The following is a 20,930-nucleotide window of genomic DNA, read 5'->3' as shown; positions in this document are numbered from 1 at the left end:
GAGGGCTAATTTAATTAATTTGACTATTTAGAATGAGTAAGCAACACCAACGCGGTATTTAGCTTCACGATCTTTAGAAGACGAGCTGATATCAGATGACCAGATTTCTGCAAAAGGTTTCCATGAACCAAACTTGTAGTTTACTTTTAAACCTGCGTCCCACTCCCAATCATCACTATTATATAGAAGTACGTTATCTAGCGATTTTACATAGTTAGCTTCGTAAGAAAGGCCAAGTTTAGGTAGAGATTGAATTTTGTAAGAACCCGTTAGTGTGACTTTTGATTTCTGTGCTGATTCTAAACGCTCGCCAGTCTCTGAATCTTTGTCACCAAATTGAGTGTGATTACGGAAATCTGCATACTCGTGACGGTAACGAATGGCAGTTGTTAGCCCCATGTCTGCTTTATAGCCAACACGGAATTGAGGCTTGTAAGTGACCTTTTTCATCTTCCAGTCACCGCCGTTGTAGTTCGGCTCATCCCAGTCCCAAGCGATTGGCATACCTACTTGTAGATACCAGTTGTTATCGACCTTGTAAGTTGCTGTATTCTCGACTTCCATGCCGTAAATATACCAGTTGCCATCATAGAAGCTTCGGCTGTTTGCTGATTTAACTTCGCCAGAATCTGCGTCGTAGTAAGAATCGTCAGTATGGAATTTAACTTCAAGGCCCGTTGAGTGCTTCCACTTATCTGACAGTTTAAAGCTTTCACCTAGCTTCACTCGGTGTTGATGGCGAGCGTCTACGTGAGCCGTGTCGCCATTTGTTTTTGTATAATCCGTCGCAGCACGATACTCGTAACGATAATCAAGAGATGCACCAGTAGCTGTGCCCGCTAAAAGAGTACATGCAACAGCTGCAGAAATTTTTGTAACAGAATTCATACCTTTGTCTCACTATTATTTTTTTATTCTGGATACATCCAATGTACCCGTGGCTCACAAACCAATACCTTACATGGTATTAAATTAATGTATGACAAATATGGTATTTACTATTGAGTCAGATTTCTGTGAGATCTATCAAAAAGTTCTGACTAATGGCCCAAATATATACCTAAATGTTATGAATATCTCAATTTAGGGCTTGTGTATTAAATCAATCATGACGTACTTCTCATATTCACAAACCTTAGAAACTCACTTTTTTGCATGTGTTAAAATAATACAAATATTAAGTGTTTCTATATGTTAATAATGATGATTTTAACCATCGTGGCTTAAACATAGGGAGCATGTTGAGAGGCATAAATATAAACCATAGCCAGATGTTTAATAAAAGTTACAAAATGGCTAAATGTAAATTCTATTTATCGGTTGGCTTATTTAAGTCGAAGAGAAAATATTTAGTACTAATTCGTGTTCAAAAATGGTTTCTGTACTGAGTGTGTACTCGGTATCTGTTAACAATAAAGGATGAGTCATGTTTAAGAAAAACATATTAGCAGTGGCGCTATTAGCGACTGTACCAATGGTTACTTTCGCAAATAACGGTGTTTCTTACCCCGTACCTGCCGATAAATTCGATATGCATAATTGGAAAATAACCATACCTTCAGATATTAATGAAGATGGTCGTGTTGATGAAATAGAAGGAGTAGCCATGATGAGCTACTCACATAGTGATTTCTTCCATCTTGATAAAGACGGCAACCTTGTATTTGAAGTGCAGAACCAAGCGATTACGACGAAAAACTCGAAGAATGCGCGTTCTGAATTACGACAAATGCCAAGAGGCGCAGATTTCTCTATCGATACGGCTGATAAAGGAAACCAGTGGGCACTGTCGAGTCACCCAGCGGCTAGTGAATACAGTGCTGTTGGCGGAACATTAGAAGCGACATTAAAAGTTAATCACGTCTCAGTTAACGCTAAGTTCCCAGAAAAGTACCCAGCTCACTCGGTGGTTGTTGGTCAGATTCACGCTAAAAAACATAATGAGCTAATCAAAGCTGGAACCGGTTATGGGCATGGTAATGAACCACTAAAGATCTTCTATAAGAAGTTTCCTGACCAAGAAATGGGTTCAGTATTCTGGAACTATGAACGTAACCTAGAGAAAAAAGATCCTAACCGTGCCGATATCGCTTATCCAGTGTGGGGTAACACGTGGGAAAACCCTGCAGAGCCGGGTGAAGCGGGTATTGCTCTTGGTGAAGAGTTTAGTTACAAAGTGGAAGTGAAAGGCACCATGATGTACCTAACGTTTGAAACCGAGCGTCACGATACCGTTAAGTATGAAATCGACCTGAGTAAGGGCATCGATGAACTTGATTCACCAACGGGTTATGCTGAAGATGATTTTTACTACAAAGCGGGCGCATACGGCCAATGTAGCGTGAGCGATTCTCACCCTGTATGGGGACCTGGTTGTGGCGGTACTGGCGATTTCGCTATCGATAAAAAGAATGGCGATTACAACAGTGTGACTTTCTCAGCGCTTAAGTTGAACGGTAAATAGCACATAGCATAACCAATAGGCTAGCTAGACGCAGTCCTTAAGGAATATTTTCGAAGACCACTTAACCGAATGTTGAGTGGTCTTTTTGTTTTATATGAGTTTTAAGATGACCTTGGTATTAATGTGACCTTGGTATCAATGAGGGTGTGCTGAAGCCTACCAATGAATGGTACAGCTGAAACAATACAACCTTGTCAAAAGACAAGGTTGTAATCAGAAAGCGTAGAAAGATTTTAGGACGGCGACTCGATACCGGACTTAGTCATACATCAACTCTTTAGCTTTGTCGGCATCAAACTCTTTAAGAGACTTTCGAGCCAAATGACGGAATGGGAAAGCTTTAACGACTTCTTCGAATGGTTGGATAGCGAAAGCCCAAAAGATAGAACCGTCTAATCCAAAGATGATCAATGCACACAATGGAATTGAAATTACCCATTGACCAGTAAAGTTGATTTTGAAGACTGCGGTCGTTTTTCCTAGTGCTCTTAATACATTCCCATGAACCGTGTTGTAGCCACGGACAATCGGCAAGAAGATGTAGAGTGGGGCGATAACGGCCAATGCTTGATAGGTAGACTCATCCAAGTTCGGGTAAATGTCACCAATGACCAGACTTAATCCTGCGAACAAGATTGCACACACAAAAGAAATGACGACCGCAATATCAATACTGGTATCGACGTTTTTGACTAGGTCATCCATCTTTTTAGAGCCAATCGCTTGGCTGATAGTAATTGCGGAAGAGTGAGCCCAAGCGGTAATAAATTGAGAGACAGCCCTGATCCAAGGCATCACCAAAGTAATCGCTACGTAAGCGTTGATGTTAAGTTGCGAATACAACAATTGATATATCGTTGCGCCAATCAAAAGCATGGTCACGTTCGCTGCTACAGGGAATATTTCGATAAAGTGACGGCGAACGTTGGTAAAGAATTCAGAGCGCTGAGCGTCTAATTTGAGTGAAATCGCTGAGCTTAAATGCACGCACAAAACCAAATACAGCAAGCGGATCGTTATTGCAATAATGCTGCCTAATGCAGCGCCTTGTACTCCAATCCCTTCAAAATTAGAAAAACCATGAATCAGCACATATGAGAGTACAGCATTGATAGGCAGTTCAATTAAGTAACCTTTGAATGGGACTTTAGTTCTGCCTAGCGCATTAAATAAAGCAATGATCACCTGCGTTAACGCGGTAAAAATAACGATGTATTTCGAGATGTCTAGATAGCGGCTGATTTCTAAGTGAAGGGAAGCGTCATCTGTTAAAGCTTGAATCAAGGGTTGTTCGAAAAAAGTAAGTAGAAGCCAAAATAGTGTTGCTACGCCAAGGTTGATAAATAACCCTGCCCAAAATGCTTTAGATAATGATGCGGCGATGCCAGAGCCCACTGCGCGGCTTAATACTAACTGAGTACCGTTTGCCAGCGCCATTTGAATTCCCAGTACAAAGGCAACGATAGTCGTCGCAATCCCCATTGCAGCTAAAGGGATTTCACCAAGAGGAGAGACAAGCAGTGTGTCGATCATCAACATCGACTGCATCAAGATACCGTTTAAGGCGAGGGGCCAGGCGAGAGAGAAATTTTTCCTTACGTACGATTGTGAAGACACAAACAACACCTTATGTGTATAACCGTAAGCTTTCTCTGAGGTGGCGGAGTAGAGCGTTTAAAGAAGAAAACACTACGGTAGTTGATGGTTAAAAAATGGGTGCTAAAACAAGACTGACTTGTGTCTTTGAAAAACAAGTCAGTTTGGTTAATCTCGGTTATGCGATGGCTAATTCAACCCTAGAGAGCTTTTGGTTCTCATCGTCTAGCAGGACTTGAGAAGCAATTCGAGCTTGCTTGGCATCGCCAGACATTATTGCGTCGTAAATCGCTTTGTGTTCTTCTAAACAGAAGCGACCGCCTTCAGCGGAGTGGTCGATAAACTGCTTGAAGATAGTCGACAGAATGTTCGCGAATGGAATGTAAAATTGATTACCTGTCGATAAGAAAATCGTTTGGTGAAACAGGTGATCGTTGGTCGTCCACTCTTCATAATCGAAGCTATTTGCTGCGATGGTCATTTTCTGGAAAAGAATCGAAAGCTCTTTGCGTTGCTCTACAGTTGCATTGGTTGCAGCGAGCGCACACGCTTCCGGGTCAATCGCTTTTCTTAAGCCTAAAAATTGAGACAAGAAGGGTTTAGTATCTTCTAAATCTTGGATCCAGTACAGCAATTGCGGGTCCAAGAAGTGCCACTGTGTTCTCGGTTTGATACGAGTGCCCACTTTTGGCTTCGACTCGATTAAACCTTTTGCCGAAAGTAGCTTAGTTGATTCTCGAAGGGCAGTTCTGCTCACTCCAAAGATTTCGCACAGCTCCATTTCGCTGGGTAACTTTTGATTTTCTTCTAACTCGCCTGACAAGATCTTGCGAGCAATTTGTCTCGCCACTTGAACATGAATTCGGCGGCTTGAATCTTCCACCAATGTAAATATTGACATTTAAACCACCTGAAATTGAAACTTTGAAAACACTAAAAGCCAGACGAATCTGGTGTTTAGTGTCAGTGTATACGTCGAATTTAGTGTGAGGTTTTCCCTCATCTACTCGGGTCTGTTAACCTTATATAGTGTGGCGAACTTAAATCGCTGAGTGAGCTTATATAAACCAGCTAACTAGGGCGTTATTTGTCCGCCGTTAACATCTAGGATTTGACCTGTGATGTAACCGCTGCAAGCATGTGAGGCAAAGAAAGCAAAAGTAGGTGCTACTTCTTCAATACTGCCAAAGCGACCCATAGGGATATTGCTAGCAATGGTCGACTTTAGCTCATCGCTTTTGCCGTCATGAAATGCGGTATCGATAATGCCTGGTGAAACTATGTTGAAACGGATATTGTCTTTAGCAAATTCTTTTACCCAGTTCCGATGGATATCGTGTAACCAAGCTTTCGATGCGGCATATACACCAGCACCCACACCACCACCTTCACGAGCGGCGATAGATCCTGTGCTAATCACACAAGATGTTTGCCCGGACTCAGCAGCAGAGGCGCGTAAGTGCGGGATAGAGAACTTGGTTGTCATCAGCGCAGAGCGAACATTAAGGTTCATTACGCGCTCATAAAACTCATCATCGATATTTTCTAGATTGGCGCGACCACCGAGGCCACCGGCGTTGTTAATCAACACGTCCATGCCACCAAAATGATCAGTGAACTCTTTGACTAACCTTTCGCACTCTAATGTGTCCATTAGGTTTGCAGGAAAAAAGGCAACATCGCCACCCAGTGCGGTAAGTTCAGATAGAACGTCATCGACTTTTGGGCTGAAAGCACGACTATTGATGCCGATTTTTGCACCATACTTTGCGAAAATACGTGCTGTAGCTAAGCCCATACCTGCAGTAGAGCCAGTAATTAGAATGCGTTTGCCTTTTAAATCGTTAAACATCACAGTCGCCTATATTGTAGATCATTCGCGTTAATAAATCATACAATAACACTTGCAGTATTCAAGGATAGTCATCTCAAAACTGATCATCAACGACATAAATAGTGAGAGTAAGAGTCGTTTTGTGAGTTTGCGCATACAAAAAACGGTGTAAATAAGAACCATTTGTATGAATAAATGTTTTTAATTAGTTTGATGAACTAAATACTTATAATATTCATAAAATCTTCGCTAGCCTATATCATTCGTGACCTCACGTTATTCTTATACTTAGTTGGTGCAGATATAAATCAGTGCTATAGTCCGAGTTAAATAATACATATCTAATAAGTAAGTAGACACATGGCTGGCTCTTTCAATTCGATTTCAGGCTCTAAGCGAAGCCTTCATGTGCAAGTTGCACGTGAAATCGCACGTGGTATTTTGTCGGGCAATTTGCCTCAAGGCTCTATCATTCCTGGTGAAATGGCTCTGTGTGAGCAATTTGGAATTAGTAGGACTGCATTAAGAGAAGCGGTTAAGCTTCTTACTTCAAAAGGCCTACTAGAATCTCGACCAAAGATCGGTACTCGCGTTGTTGACCGTGCGTTCTGGAACTTTTTAGACCCGCAATTGATCGAATGGATGGATGGTTTGGCCGATACAGACCAATTCTGTCATCAGTTTTTGGGCTTACGTCGCGCGATTGAACCAGAAGCATGTGCATTGGCTGCTCAGTTCGCGAGCGCTGAACAACGCATTGAACTGTCGGGCATTTTCCAACAGATGGTAGAAATATCAGGTGCTGAAGAGTTTAACCAAGACAGTTGGCTAGATATTGATATGAAATTCCATAGCCTCATCTTCAATGCAACAGGTAATGACTTTTACCTTCCATTTGGCAATATCTTAACGACAATGTTTGTTAACTTTATTTCTCATTCTTCAGAAGAGGGAAGTACGTGTATTAATGAACACCGTCAAATTTATGAAGCAATCATGGCGGGTAACAGTGATAAAGCACGCCAAGCTTCTGCAAGTCATCTATTAGATACTAACCACAGATTGCCAGTAGCAAGCTAGCTTAGTGTTTTGGGTGAGGTTTCAACTCTAAGGTCTTAGCCGTTTCTATCGAGCGTTGCTCTGGATACCTAGTGGAGTCAACCTAAAATTGCTGTTACTACAGACAGTTATCTATTGAAAGCACGTTTAATACGTGCTTTTTTTACATCCAAAATTGATGAAAACTTGACCGATGTCCAATATTTAGTCTTATGTGCGTTGTTTTGCTAAAACCGCTAGTAACCAGCATTGTTAGTTATATAATAATACTAATCAAATTAATGCGAGTGTGATTATATGCCTCAGTCTCTATTGCCAAATATTCTTCAGTTCATCGGTCAGATAGACCCTTTCGATAAGATCCCTAAAGAAGCGCTTCGTGACCTCGCTTTTAATGTTCAGATTACCTATCTAGCCAAAGGGGATGTCGTCGATCTATGCGAGTCAGGAAAAGAAAAGTCGCTCTATATCATTCGAACAGGATCTATGGAGCAACGAAAATCGGACGGTGTGCTTCGCGCACGTTTAGGTAGCGAAGACTTGTTCGGTTTTACGTTCTTAGATTCTGAAGTCAACGACGAGAAAGGCTATAGAGCCATCGCAATTGAGAACACCTTGCTTTATGTGATTCCACACTCGGCACTTCAAACGCTTTTCAAAGCCTTTCCAAGTTGCGCAGAACACTTTGCTTCACAGGCGCAGGTTCGCTTGAAGTCGGCACTGGATGTGGTCTGGTCGAATAAAGAGAAAGGCCTGTTCATTCGTAAAGTTGAGGAAGTGGCAAGCGGGCAGGTGGCAATTGTTAAGTCTGAGCAAACCATCCAGTCGGTTGCGGTTGAAATGCTTCATCAACGCTCACCGTGTGCCGTGATCTATGAAGGTGAAACCATTGTTGGTTTGATCACCGACCGAGACATGACTAAGCGAGTGATTGCCCACGGCGTGAGTACTGATAGCCTGATCTCAGAGGTAATGACGCACTCTCCACTTACTGTAAAACCGGATGATCTGGTGCTGCATGCGGCCTCTATCATGATGCAATTTAATATCCGTAACTTGCCCGTTGTGAAAGAGAATAAGGTCGTTGGTCTTCTTACTACGTCTCATTTGGTTCAAAACCACCGTGTTCAAGCGATATTCTTGATCGAGAAAATCAAATACGCGGGCAGCGTGAAAACCATGTCTTCGTTCACCTCAGAGCGACAAGCTATTTTTGAAGCGCTGGTGGAAGGTAAAGTGGCGCCTGAAACCGTCGGCAAGGTAATGACCATGATTATGGACGCCTACACCCGTCGATTGATTCAAATAGCGATTGATAAGTTAGGCCCACCACCGTGTGATTTCTCTTGGATCGTAGCCGGATCGCACGCACGTAATGAAGTGCACATGTTGTCGGACCAAGACAGCGCGATTGTTCTTGCTGACGATGCAACCGACAGTGACCGTATTTACTTCAAACACTTAGCGATGATGGTGACCAACGGCTTAGCAAGCTGTCACTACCCATTATGTCCAGGTAAATTCATGGCTGCGACGCCAAAATGGTGTCAGCCACTCAGTGTATGGAAGCACTACTACAAGAAGTGGGTGGCTAACCCAGAGTACGAACGCTTGCTTAATATCAGTGTGTTCCTAGAAATTCGTACTATCTACGGCAACAGTGAGTTCGAAGGTATTCTGCGCGATGAGCTGCATAGCAATATTCGCGGTAACCGTGAGTTTTTAAGCACGCTAGTGAAAGACGCGGTCAATACCAACCCGCCACTTGGCATCTTCAATAGCTTAGTGCTAGAGAAGTCAGGTGAGAATAAGAAAACGTTGAACGTGAAGAAGTACGCGATCAACTTGATTATCGACTTAGCGCGTATTTATGGCCTTGCTGTGGAGTGCGATTTGTCGGCGACTGACGAACGTTTCGCTGCTGCCAATGAAAAAGGCATGCTGAGCGACGATGCATTCAAGAACATTCTGGGTGCTTACCAGTTCATTTTATCTTTCCGATTTGGTCATCAACTTGAAGCTTTGAAGAATGGGGAGGTACCAGACAACAACATCAACCCTGATAGCTTTGGTAGCTTTGAACGTAAGCACTTGAAAGATGCCTTTAGGATCATAGCTGATCTCCAAGAGGCGGCGAAGATTCGTTTTGGAGCGCGCTAATGAGAGCATTGTTAAATTATTTTCATCCGCTTGAGCGAGTCAAGCGCAAGCGAAAGCAATACCTAAATACGGTTAAACTGCCTGAAGCATTACACGATCTTGTTGAACAGCCGTGTCCAGAGATGGCGGATTTGGCTAAAGATAGTGAGTATATTGTGTTAGATCTTGAAACGACGGGCTTAGACAGTGAACAAGATCTGATTTTATCGATGGGGTGGGTTGATGTGGTTAAGGGGCGAATTGATTTGGCATCTGCCAAACACATCTATCTTAACAACGACTCTCAGATCAACGCAGAAACCGCGGTTATTAATCACATTACGCCGCAAATGTTGGAAGAGGGCGCGTCAATTCATGATGCCATGCTGACCTTTTTTGAAGCCGCAAAAGGTAAAATCATTGTTGCGCACGCTTGTGTTGTAGAAGAGAAGTTCATTAGTCAATATCTACTTCGATGTTACGGATTGAGAACGGTGCCTTTGCTTTGGTTAGATACATTGTGTATTGAAAAATCTATGGAGAAAGCGATCAGTAATCATGAAGAGGTAGATTTAACTTTGGCAGGCACACGTGACAGGTATGGTCTTCCTGAGTATAACAGCCACAATGCGTTAGCTGATGCAGTTTCGACAGCGGAGCTATTTTTGGCTCAACAGAAACGAGTGGTTCCGAATGATGAAGTGACACTATCATTTTTATATAGGATCAGTCACTAGGGAAGCCATTTGTTCCCTTATTTGAATCATTGTTGACTGAACTGATTTGAAAGCATAAAAGCCAGCGATTATGCTGGCTTTTGTTTGGGTCTTAGAAAATTAGGCAGTTATCATCTTAGACTTTTCATATAGGGAACAGCTTAGAAGCTGTAAGTAATACCTACACGGCTACGTAGTTGACGGCTTGAGTCACACACCGTATCACTTGTACATTGAACGTTGCCAAATTCTACGTATGGGCGCCAGCTCCAATCTGCTTCTTTGTAGCCGATCTTCATGTTGTAGTCCCACTCGTACTCGCCGTTGTTACCCATTTTCCATTCGTCATTAAAGAAATCTTCTTTGTAGTTTGCTTCAAAGCCAAACTGCCAAGCGTTCCAGTTGTAATCGATATTACCCGTAATTTTACCGGCATTTAATGAGTCGTGTTGCTTACCATCAAGGCCTGTTGAAGTTTTACCTGATGCATAATTGCGGAACTCATGGCGGTAACGAAGTTTCGTTGTTACACCTGAATCAAATTTGTATTGAACACGTACTTGCGGTTTGTAAGTTACCGCTTCATCACCGAAAGTAATCGGCATTGAAGTTGTTACACGCCAGTTGTTATCGAATTTGAAGTGGTAGCCGTATTCAAATTCGTTATCACCACGTTGAAGTTCGCTTAGGTTACCCTTGTGCTTCATTTCTACGCCGTAGTAATGATTACCTGTGCTACCACCAATTTTCACTCGACCAGCCCATTCTTCCGAATCGTGCTTGTACTCTTCACGAAAATCTAGTGATGCCGCAGACACGCTGCCTGCAAAAAGAGTTGCTAATACTGCAAGCGTTACTTTATTCGTTTTTATCATTTTATTGTTTCCACTGTATCTAAATAAAAAATGGTTAATAAAGGACCAACGTTGAGCCCTTTGTTGTATTGGGATTAAAGTTTTGGGTAAAGTCGTTCTACGTCGCGCTGAGCCCATATTTCCGCTAAGTTCTTTTTCATTGTGAACTTGCTAAAGTCTGTCTAAGTTGCCAGTTTCACCATTCAGGGTTTTCCCTAGCAACGCCGGCTTTTAGGTAAAGCGGAGTTATACGCTCAATGCGATGACGTTTGTTTTCGTGTGTAGGGTTACTCTTTCTTTTGAATTAAAATACTACAAATATGCTAGCGATTAGAATGGTGAGGTTCTGTGAATTAGATCGTGTTGTCATGATAAAACCACTATTTACAAAGGGTTACAAAGTTAGGGTTTGAATTAAGCCTTTGTTTTTTAATGGTTATTTTTCAGGTTATGTTGATTTTCTGAGTTTTGTCTATCAATAAATGTGCGCTACAGCAAAAAATTGAATCTTTAGTTGTCATTTTTATTTGTAATACATTATTATTTACTAACTTTATGTGGCAACTCATATCGTCAGTACGTTAAACAGGTGCACATGCATCTGTATGGTTTTAGGTAGTGATTCTGTCGGTTAGTTTTAAGTGACTACCGACGTGAATGGATGAACTTATGGTTCACAGCTGCATTGGGATGATGGTTTTAAGGCTAAGGCTTTGTTTAAAAGCGAAGATAGTTTAAAAGCGAAGATAGTCTAAAAGTTAACATACCTAAAAGTACGATGTATTTGCCGTGAGGGGATAAAAAGCCTCAATCAAAAAAGGTTTGAAGTGTAGTAGGCAAGGCAGTTACACAGCCTGCTATAGAGATCGGAGTTAGAACGATTGGATATAGTCGCTCTAAACTGATGAAAAAGAAGAAATCGTTGAAGTGCTTGTAAGAGCATTTTGATTATTGCTCCCAACTATTCTAATTATAACTTCTGCTTTCCTTTAGAAAGGTAGGAGATGGTAGTGAAGATCTACCTTTGCGCTCATGTTGATACAGGCAACATGAGCGTTTTTTTATTTGAAATTTGAGTAGAGAGTCGTGTGCGGCTCAATAAGCGTGTAAACCGCGGCTTAAGAATAGGCTTTTAGGTTGATGACAACACGCTCAAGTGAGTCTGTTACAGCATCAAAGCCACGAACATTCACGCTTAATCACATGAATGTTCGTTTCCCTTCTCTTCTCTTGTCTCTTAGTTGCAGACGTGTAGCTGCAAACTTTAACAGCAGGCGTTTAGTTATATCAAAGAGCTCCGTGAGAGCTGTTCTTGAGGCTTAGCTTTCTGTAGGCATCCACACCTGTTTAGAGGTGACTTTGTGATCTTTAAAGGTCAGTTCTTCAACTTTGTCACCGTTAGTATTCCAGCGAGTAAGTTTTCCGTTCGCGACTTCACCTTCATCAAACTTCGCTTGGCTGGCCTTATTACCGTTCGGGTAGTAGTCCGTTACCAATCCATCTTTTTGTCCGTCGCTGTATTCAGCTGTCAAGCTTTGTTCCCCATTGGGATACCAGCGAGAGGCGGTGCCTGATAGTTCATTGTCTTTATAATTGAGTTCTGCTTTTTTCTGTCCGTTTGGATACCAGGTTTCAGCTTTGCCTTGCAGTTCACCTTTTACGTAATTCACTTTAGAAGCGACTTGGCCATTCGGATACCAGTTAGTTTCTAGCCCAAGTTCTAAGCCATCGGCAAACTGAGCTTGGGTCGCGACTTGGCCGTTATCGAACTTCTCTTCAAATTGACCAGTGAAAGGTTTTGAATGGTTTACTTGGTAAGCCACGCCTTTACGCATCTGTAAGTAGTCAACAGCATCTTCACGCGGTGTTGCTGCATAGCTCATAGAAGATACCGTACTAAGAGCAATTAAGATTGGAACGTATTTCTTCATAATGACACCTTTTTATTGGACGGGGAAAGTGTAACGGGTGTGTTAAAAGCATTTCACTTCCGTGTATCCCTGTCAGTATCTAATAGTGGTTTTCAAGTTTTCATTATTGGCTGCCTAATATAGGGAACTTTTAAAAGCAAATTATCGATCTTATTTGTACTACAAATATATTGGTTTAATTCATTTTTATAAATTATATCTAACGATATTTTTGCTGCTCTTCTTTAAGCTTTGATCGTCAAGAATAATAGTTTTTAACGATGAATCTTCGATTTTTAGAGACTTTGTTCATGTTTTTCGGGGTTTTGGTCGAAATTTAGTGCGGATAACTGCACTGACTTGAGGAATTGCGCTCCTAGGTGGTGCAACTTTGAACTCGATCACTTGTATGATTAATTGGGTGTCAGACTGTAAGATCATTGTCACGCATTTGGATTATTGTAGTACAAATATACTTGCCATTTATTTATAGTGACCTCAACAAAAAAACATAAATAAAAGGTCTAACGATGGAACTCAATACCCTGATAGTTGGCATCTACTTCCTATTCTTAATTGCGATAGGGTGGATGTTTCGAACGTTTACAAGTACGACAAGTGATTACTTCCGTGGGGGAGGTAATATGCTGTGGTGGATGGTAGGTGCAACCGCATTTATGACCCAGTTCAGTGCTTGGACATTTACTGGTGCAGCAGGTAAAGCCTTTACCGATGGCTTTGCCGTAGCGATTATCTTCATCGCGAACGCATTCGGTTACCTAATGAACTACCTTTACTTCGCTCCGAAGTTCCGTCAACTGCGTGTTGTGACGGTAATTGAAGCGATTCGTATGCGTTTTGGTAAGGTGAATGAGCAAGTATTTACTTGGTCTGGTATGCCAAACAGCGTTATCTCTGCAGGTATTTGGTTGAATGGTCTAGCAATCATCGCATCGGGTATCTTCGGCTTTGATATGACAACGACGATTGTCCTAACGGGTCTGGTTGTACTGGTGATGTCAGTGACGGGCGGCTCTTGGGCGGTAATCGCATCTGACTTTATGCAGATGGTTATCATCATGGCAGTAACGGTGACATGTGCAGTCGTTGCTATTTACCACGGTGGCGGTGTTACGCAGATCATTAGCGACTTCCCAACGGATTCGTTCATCACGGGTGACAACCTTAACTACATGAGCATCTTCAGCATCTGGGCTGTGTTCATCTTCTTAAAGCAGTTCAGCATTACCAACAACATGCTTAACTCTTACCGTTACCTTGCTGCAAAAGATTCAAACAACGCACGTAAAGCAGCACTGCTTGCTTGTGTACTAATGACGCTTGGTCCAATCATCTGGTTCATGCCTTCTTGGTTCATGGCTGGTCAAGGTGTTGATTTAGCAGCTGCTTACCCAGAAGCTGGCAGCAAAGCCGCTGACTTCGCTTACCTTTACTTCGTTCAAGAATACATGCCTGCAGGTATGGTTGGCCTTCTGATTGCCGCTATGTTCGCAGCAACAATGTCTTCAATGGACTCAGGTCTAAACCGTAACTCAGGTATCTTCGTTAAGAACTTCTACGAGCCGATTCTTCGTCCTAAAGCGACAGAGAAAGAGCTAATGGTTGTTTCTAAACTAACGTCTACCTTCTTCGGTATCGCGATCATCTTGGTTGCTCTGTTCATCAACTCTCTTAAAGGTCTGAGCCTTTTCGACACCATGATGTACGTGGGCGCATTGATCGGCTTCCCAATGACAATTCCAGCATTCTGTGGCTTCTTCATCCGTAAAACACCGGATTGGGCAGGTTGGGGCACGCTAGTTGTAGGTGGTGTGGTTTCTTACTTCGTTGGTTTCGTTATCACTGCGGACATGATTCAAAACTGGTTCGGTCTAAATGAACTAACTGGCCGTGAGTGGGCTGACCTGAAAGTGGCTATCGGCCTTATCGGTCACATCATATTTACTGCTGGCTTCTTTGTTCTTTCAACACTGTTCTACAAGCCTCTTGCTGAGCACCGTGAGAAAGACGTAGACAAGTTCTTCAACAACCTAGCGACGCCACTAGTTGCTGAAAGTAATGAACAGAAGAAACTGGATAACAAGCAACGTCGTATGTTGGGTTCACTTATCGCGGTAGCGGGTGTGGGCGTAATGACTATGTTCGTACTGCCAAACCCAATGTGGGGACGCATGGTATTCGTTCTGTGTGGCTTGATTGTGTTCTCTGTTGGTCTGTTACTTGTTAAAGCAGTCGATGACAAAGTCGAGCAACAAGACGAAGTGACTCCAGCCGAAGGCTAATTTAATACGCATCCTAAATAACATCACGGCCACCTGAACGGGTGGTCGTCATTTTTATAATCCAAACTTTAATGTGAGATGTACGATGAACAAAAAACTATTATCGGTAAGCATTATTAGCGCGTTCACACTCGCTTTTGCAACAGGCTGTACAACACAAGAAAAAACAGCACCCGTAGTCAGTGTCGCTGAACAAGCTACGCCTGCTGTTAGCGAAATTGACCGTAGTTACCTATTGAGCAGTGACCGCTTAACAGAGGTAGATGGCGACACTTTAGCCGTTGCTTCGGAAGAGCAAGTGGCTGCGCTTAAAGCACAATTTGAAAACCTAAAAGATGGCGACGAAGTGGTTATCCCTGCCGGTAAATACGCGAACTTAGGTCAAGTGACGATCACGGCGAATGACATCACTATCAAGGCAGAGCAAGCAGGTTCTGCGTGGATCACGGGGTTGATTCAGTTTGAACTGAAAGGCGATGACATCACGCTTGATGGCTTGGTATTTACTGAAGGCGGCCCTAAAGAACGCTTTGGTGCAGTTCGTATGATGGGTAATGGCAATACGCTTCAAAACTCAACATTCTACTACTTCAACCACGATTACACGTACGAGCCAGACGAGCGTCGTTCTGAGTATCCAAAGTACCTTTGGGTATCTCTATGGGGTAAAGACGGCAAAGTCATCAACAACCGTTTCGAAGGTAAGCAAAAACGCGGCACTTTGATTGGTGTACAAAAAGATGACACAGCTGACAACCACCTGATCGCAAATAACATCTTCATGGATCAAAAGCCTAACCAGTTCAACGAATTCGACATCAAAGAAGCGATTCGTTACAACGGCAACAGCTGGGAAGCGATCCGTATTGGTGATTCTAAATCTTCACAGTGGGATTCAAGTTCTAAGTTCGTGAACAACCTAATGATCGATATGGATGGTGAGCGTGAGCTTATCTCGATTAAGTCGGGCGACAACACGATCTCAGGCAACACGATCTTCCAAAGTGCAGCTCTTATTTCACTGCGTCACGGAAAAGGCAACACAGTTGAGAACAACATGATTCTTGGCAATGGAAAGCGCCTAACGGGCGGCATTCGTATCTACGATGAAGATCATGTGATTCGCAATAACTACATTGCCAACACTCGTGGTCGTGATGGTGTGATTGAAGGCAACGCTGACCTACGTGGCGGCATTGTTATTAACACGGGCATCATCGACGTAGCGAATGGTGAGCAGCTAGATCAATCGGTGAAAGGCAAAGAGCTTAATAAGCAGTGGACACCGAAAAACATCACGATCGAGAACAACTCGCTAGTTGATACTGAGTGGGGTATTGTTTACGGCAACCAAAGCCACCGTGTAAGTTTGTTTGACAACGCAGAAGTGGAAGGCATTTATGCGGGCGTTGATGTGGCGTTCAAACACAACGTGGTTGATAACTCGCAGTCACCTGAGTTTGTAAGTGTCCGTGCAACGCAAGACTTCCCATTAGTTGGCGCAACCTACACAGACGAAACTTACGTAGGTCAAGTAACGGATTCTGAACTGATCGAAGGCTACTCGGTTGAGCTACCAAAAGTCGTTGTAGAAAATGGCATTAACGCTTACCAAGGTGAAGGCGCAGACGTGTCTAAACTTGCGGTTGTGACAGCTGAAACAGCGGGTCCAGACTACGTGCTTGAGAATACGACTAAGTAATTTATTAGTTAATGGCTAATGGCTAATGGCTAAAGGTTAATGGCTTGAGCTACCAAATCAATTCACGATAGCTGTCCTGACCATAACACTTAAAAAGCCTCAACAGATAATGTCTGTTGAGGCTTTATCGATCTTAGGTCGTGATCACTCAATCTTACGTCGAGACTACTGTGATTTATACTTATGCAGTAGATCCCAAGGGATATGACATAAGTGGTGATCTTCAGGGAAGTGACTTAAGTGATGCTGGTGGATGTCGTCGCTGGCAACATAATTGGTCAACGGCAACACCTCAACAGCGATACGGTCGGCATCATCTCTTGAAGAAATATAGTGCTTAGCTTCGGTTAAGTGTTCTGCATTAGTGCTGTATACACCTGTGCGGTATTTCTCTCCGACATCGACACCTTGTTTATTCAAGCTGTAAGGGTCGATAATCTCAAACAAGTGTTCCATCAAAATCGTGACTGACGTGATGTTTGGATCAAATTCAATTTGTACGCACTCCGCGTAGCCATTGTAATCGCTTTGTGTGCCGTCGCTTTGTGTCGTTTTGTTCTCTGTTGGCTGGGCGCTTCCATTAGCACGGCCTGCTTCTGTGCTGATAACACCAGGAACGTACTTAATAAATTCTTGTACACCCCACAAGCAGCCGCCAGCTAAATAAATTTGTTCCATACTTCTCTTTGAGCTCTCTGTGTTTGTTGATGTTCGTTAGGTACCCGAATCAATACGATGATACCCGTACGTATAAAAAAGCGTCTATAAAAATGAGCGCGCAAATAAAAACAAGCGTTTAGGCATTGTAAACCTGTGCGACTGAACAAACATAAGTTTAATATGATTTGTGATTATATAAGTCAGTATTGCTTTGTCATCAACTCGAATCTCAACATCAAGTGAGCGTTACTCTAAACATGTTTGATCAAATAAAAGACTTCATTAATCCGAGCAAGAACCCAGACTTGACTCAGGCTCATGAATATCAGCGCAAGCATCTTCCTACATTGTGGCTGTTGGGCAAAACGGGGGCGGGCAAGTCATCGTTTATTCAAGCGGTCACGGGCGACTCTTCTGTAGAAGTGGGCAATGGTTTTGCGCCTTGTACCATGACGGCGATGTCGTATGAGTTTCCGCAAGACAAACCCGTGATGAGGTTTCTTGATACCAGAGGACTCAGCGAAGCGAATTACGATGCGAAAGAGGATTTGGAAGAGATTGGTCAGGCAGGTAATGCGTTAGTCGTTGTAATGAAAGCCGACGAACCTGAACAATCCGCTGTGCTTACGGCTCTAAAACAGATTAAGAAACAGAAGAAGATTAAACACTTGTTGCTGGTTCATACGGCGGTGTTGTCTTCCAGTGAACCAGATCGAGCAAGGCAAATTCAGTTCAACACCAACCAAGTAGAGAAGGCTTGGGGTAAAGAGTTTGAATCGGTAGCGGTCGATTTTGAAACCGATAATGGTGATGTCTATAACCTCGAATTCTTGTTAGATCGCTTGACCAGCATACTTCCTGTTATAGGCATGATGGTGCAAGACAAAGAACATTCCACGCAAGAAGAAGCCAACTTTGATCAAGTAGAAAACGAAGTGCTTTGGTATGCAGGAAGTGCCGCAGCGAGTGACCTGATTCCGGGTGTTGGTTTGGTGTCGGTACCTGCGATTCAAGCCAAAATGCTTCACAGCTTGGCCAATCAATATGGGGTCGAATGGAATAAGAGAGTCTTCAGTGAGTTGATAGGCACTCTGGGAAGTAGCTTTGCGTTGCAATACGGAATGAAGCTGGGCACTCGACAGTTGATAAAGCTGATTCCAGTTTATGGTCAAACGGTAGGTGCGGTGGCTGCAGCGGCAATGAGTTTCGGCACCTCTTATGGTTTAGGTCGCGCGGCTTGTTTTTACTTCTATCATAAGAACAAAGGTGAAGAAGTGTCTGAACAAGAGATGCAGAAGATCTACAAAGAATCTCTGAAAAAAGGAAAGGCGGCGTCGGGTTATGAAGAAAATTAGAAACCTATTTCGATTACTGGCGGTGCTATCGAGCGGACGCTGGGGCATTGCCCTGATTTCGGCGATCTTCCCAAGCATTATCATGATGGGTTTTGGTGTCTTCTTGGCGATCAAATACGGTTATCTACTCGAAATGTCGATTGCCATTGCCGTGAGTACCTTGGTATTCACCATTCCCTTGTTCATTTCTAGTCGTTCTTCACGCGATTCTTCAAGCCGCTCTTCACGCCGATCTTCAAGTACGGCGCCCTTCTCAAATAAAGAGAGCGACGGCCTTGGCGAAGATGCTTCTGAATCTGATTCACAGCATAGCAAAGCTGATATCAACGATGCCTTGGTTAAGGCGTCGACTGATTGGTCTCAAAAAGAACTGTCGATCTGGAATGATTCAAAACACCATGTACGCCAACAATTAATGGTCGACATAGAGTGGGGCAACCTAGACCAAACCGGTTTAGAAGTACTTGAGTTTGTGGCGAAAAAGTTTGATAAGAAATCGCTCGATTTCTCGATTCCTGAAGGGCTAAAGCTGTTCGAAGAGGTAAGCCGACGCTACAAACTGGTAGTGCGAGAGCATATACCGGGCATTGAGTATCTCAAGGTTTCTTACATTAAGGCGGGCTACGAAGCCTATGATAAATATGGCGAGCTAGGGCAGAAGATCGTTAAGGCCGCTATTTGGGGGAATCACCTCAAAAACCTCTATTTAAACCCGCTAAAAGTTGTTTCTGATTTAGGTAGAGAGCAAGCGACATCTTCAATGACAAGAGGTGTGGTTGATGACATGCAATACGCCGCCAAACAAGCCTTATTAGATGAAGTCGCGGCGGTCGCGATTGACCTCTATAGCGGACGTTTCAGCATTGAAGATGAAGCATTGAAAGCGTCCGATGTATCTGAACTCGACGAACGACGCTTTGCTCCAGAGTTAGAGCCTGTGCGAATCGTGCTAGTGGGGCAAACCAGTTCTGGTAAATCTTCGCTTATCAATGCGCTTAAGCAAGAGTTGGTAGCTGAAGTGGATGTACTGCCATCAACCGACACTTCAACGGTATACAACGCGTTTGTCGACGACAATGATGTTCGCGTGGTTGATCTTCAAGGGCTTGATGGCAATCCTAAAACCGAAGCCTTAATGCTGAAAGAGATGATCCAAGCCGATGTGGTGTTATGGGTGCTTAAAGCCAATCAATCTGCGCGTGATTTGGATAAGCAATTGAAAGATAGATTTGATGCTTTCTATGACGATCCTAAGAACATCTCACGCAAGAAGCCGATTGTGGTGTCGGTTGTGAATCAGGTAGACCGATTAAAGCCTGTAGACGATTGGCAACCACCGTATGACTTAGAGAATCCAACATCGACCAAAGCAAAGATCATTGCTCAAGCGCTCGAATACAATCATATATTGCTGCAAACCGATATCGTGTTACCGCTGGCGATTGCGCCAGAAAAGGTACAGTTTGGTTTAGATACTTTAAGGCAGACGTTGATCGAGCGTATCGCTGACGCAAATAACGTTCAGAGAAATCGCCAACGTTTAGAAGCCATGAAAAGAGGGACGTCGGTTAAAGGCCAACTGAATAAAGCGGTCAAGGCGGGTAAGAAGGTTGCCCCCAGTGCATTGAAAGCAGCGACGCCAAAACTGGCTGAAATGGCCATCAAGCAAGTCGTGAAGAAAAAGTAAGTTATTCATTGCGAATACAGTTCTGGTGAGGTTTGAGCCTCATCAGAGCTTATCTTTTTTAGATCGGCGAGTTTTAGAGTTTGGCTTTTTAAGCTCAGTAGCTCTCTAGAAGACAGCTTTTTAGAAAACAGCCATCTTCGCCCCTTATTAGAGATGTATTGAGTTTAAAAGAGATCCGATATTATTAAGTAACTCGCTGAACTAGTTTAATAGTATATAAACGGCTGTGATTCACAGTTTATATAACATGCTATCGTATTTAATTATCATTCTAAATGTTGATCACATTTATACTTTTCTAAGCTGTATTTATAAAACAATTGCACTATATTTAAATTTCGGATCATCTTGATTTCAACGTAGGGATATATTGTGAACATGTATCTGAAATGGCAATCAACAACATGGCTAACCTTGTTAGCTTGGTATACCTTAGATCACCAGCTCTCGTTCCGCCTTTCTTCAGAGTAGTACCCTCTAGGCGTCACGCGCCAGCAAAGCAGCGTGCTTTGTTTACCTATCAGCAGCTTTGATAACCTTTGAACGCATGAATGTCGCACTTATTATTTCGTGCAGAATATTCGTTGTTTTGTCGTTCTAGATAATTATCTCAGCCTCTGTTTAGGTTTGATTAATAACTCATTATTTAAC

General features: G+C 42.9%; 15 protein-coding genes. 8 read left to right on the top strand and 7 right to left on the bottom strand.

Going from position 1 to position 20,930, the window contains the following annotated elements; genetic code table 11:
* Positions 1 to 27: 27 nt before the first annotated feature.
* Complete coding sequence (locus AB4503_RS08720) at positions 28 to 888, bottom strand: oligogalacturonate-specific porin KdgM family protein (protein ID WP_372114320.1); 861 nt, start codon at positions 886 to 888, stop codon at positions 28 to 30.
* Between the two features lie 538 nt (positions 889 to 1,426).
* Here AB4503_RS08720 and AB4503_RS08715 point away from each other — a divergent pair.
* Complete coding sequence (locus tag AB4503_RS08715) at positions 1,427 to 2,464, top strand: polysaccharide lyase family 7 protein (RefSeq protein WP_017063622.1); 1,038 nt, start codon at positions 1,427 to 1,429, stop codon at positions 2,462 to 2,464.
* 258 nt (positions 2,465 to 2,722) lie between these two features.
* Here AB4503_RS08715 and AB4503_RS08710 read toward each other — a convergent pair whose 3' ends face one another.
* The 3 genes from AB4503_RS08710 to AB4503_RS08700 form a co-directional block, all read right to left on the bottom strand.
* On the bottom strand, positions 2,723 to 4,090 hold the full coding sequence (locus AB4503_RS08710) for an MATE family efflux transporter (protein ID WP_080582237.1): 1,368 nt from the start codon (positions 4,088 to 4,090) through the stop codon (positions 2,723 to 2,725).
* A gap of 148 nt (positions 4,091 to 4,238) precedes the next feature.
* Positions 4,239 to 4,961, bottom strand: coding sequence for a FadR/GntR family transcriptional regulator (locus AB4503_RS08705; protein WP_017063624.1), 723 nt, complete (start codon positions 4,959 to 4,961; stop codon positions 4,239 to 4,241).
* A 174-nt stretch (positions 4,962 to 5,135) separates the two neighbouring features.
* Positions 5,136 to 5,912, bottom strand: a complete 777-nt coding sequence (locus tag AB4503_RS08700; protein ID WP_372114318.1) for an SDR family NAD(P)-dependent oxidoreductase — start codon at positions 5,910 to 5,912, stop codon at positions 5,136 to 5,138.
* Positions 5,913 to 6,254: 342 nt separating this feature from the next.
* Here AB4503_RS08700 and AB4503_RS08695 point away from each other — a divergent pair, with 342 nt between their 5' ends.
* The 3 genes from AB4503_RS08695 (at position 6,255) to AB4503_RS08685 (ending at position 9,829) form a co-directional block, all read left to right on the top strand.
* A complete protein-coding gene (locus tag AB4503_RS08695; protein WP_010438385.1) occupies positions 6,255 to 6,974 on the top strand; it encodes a FadR/GntR family transcriptional regulator in 720 nt (239 codons plus the stop codon).
* Positions 6,975 to 7,250: 276 nt separating this feature from the next.
* Positions 7,251 to 9,113, top strand: coding sequence for a DUF294 nucleotidyltransferase-like domain-containing protein (locus AB4503_RS08690; RefSeq protein ID WP_372114316.1), 1,863 nt, complete (start codon positions 7,251 to 7,253; stop codon positions 9,111 to 9,113).
* A complete protein-coding gene (locus AB4503_RS08685; protein WP_010438390.1) occupies positions 9,113 to 9,829 on the top strand; it encodes a 3'-5' exonuclease in 717 nt (238 codons plus the stop codon). The genes AB4503_RS08690 and AB4503_RS08685 overlap by 1 nt, the downstream gene beginning before the upstream one ends.
* Positions 9,830 to 9,969: 140 nt before the next feature.
* Here AB4503_RS08685 and AB4503_RS08680 read toward each other — a convergent pair whose 3' ends face one another.
* Entirely contained in the window at positions 9,970 to 10,683 is a 714-nt protein-coding gene (locus AB4503_RS08680; protein ID WP_010438391.1) for an oligogalacturonate-specific porin KdgM family protein, read from the bottom strand.
* Positions 10,684 to 11,981: 1,298 nt separating this feature from the next.
* Positions 11,982 to 12,593, bottom strand: coding sequence for a toxin-antitoxin system YwqK family antitoxin (locus AB4503_RS08675; RefSeq protein ID WP_017061462.1), 612 nt, complete (start codon positions 12,591 to 12,593; stop codon positions 11,982 to 11,984).
* Between the two features lie 509 nt (positions 12,594 to 13,102).
* Here AB4503_RS08675 and AB4503_RS08670 point away from each other — a divergent pair.
* A complete protein-coding gene (locus tag AB4503_RS08670) occupies positions 13,103 to 14,875 on the top strand; it encodes a sodium:solute symporter family transporter (protein WP_017067389.1) in 1,773 nt (590 codons plus the stop codon).
* Between the two features lie 85 nt (positions 14,876 to 14,960).
* Positions 14,961 to 16,577 carry a polysaccharide lyase 6 family protein gene (locus AB4503_RS08665; protein WP_372114314.1) on the top strand — a complete coding sequence of 539 codons (1,617 nt, stop codon included), beginning with the start codon at positions 14,961 to 14,963 and terminating at the stop codon, positions 16,575 to 16,577.
* Between the two features lie 165 nt (positions 16,578 to 16,742).
* Here the strand turns inward: AB4503_RS08665 and AB4503_RS08660 are convergent, their stop codons facing one another.
* On the bottom strand, positions 16,743 to 17,255 hold the full coding sequence (locus AB4503_RS08660) for a peptide-methionine (S)-S-oxide reductase (RefSeq protein WP_017063632.1): 513 nt from the start codon (positions 17,253 to 17,255) through the stop codon (positions 16,743 to 16,745).
* Positions 17,256 to 17,494: 239 nt separating this feature from the next.
* Here AB4503_RS08660 and AB4503_RS08655 point away from each other — a divergent pair, with 239 nt between their 5' ends.
* Together AB4503_RS08655 and AB4503_RS08650 are read left to right on the top strand one after the other, a co-directional pair.
* Positions 17,495 to 18,592 (top strand): YcjF family protein, encoded by a 1,098-nt coding sequence (locus AB4503_RS08655; RefSeq protein WP_017067387.1) that lies wholly within the window; start codon positions 17,495 to 17,497, stop codon positions 18,590 to 18,592.
* Positions 18,579 to 20,279 carry a GTPase family protein gene (locus AB4503_RS08650; RefSeq protein WP_372114312.1) on the top strand — a complete coding sequence of 567 codons (1,701 nt, stop codon included), beginning with the start codon at positions 18,579 to 18,581 and terminating at the stop codon, positions 20,277 to 20,279. Before AB4503_RS08655 ends, AB4503_RS08650 begins: the two co-directional genes overlap by 14 nt.
* Positions 20,280 to 20,930: the final 651 nt, after the last annotated feature.

This window comes from Vibrio sp. 10N.222.55.B11 (genome assembly GCF_041473705.1).
Lineage (GTDB): Bacteria > Pseudomonadota > Gammaproteobacteria > Enterobacterales > Vibrionaceae > Vibrio > Vibrio crassostreae_C.
The sequence above is the reverse complement of the archived record's forward strand: the minus strand, read 5'-3'. Positions and strand labels throughout refer to the sequence as shown.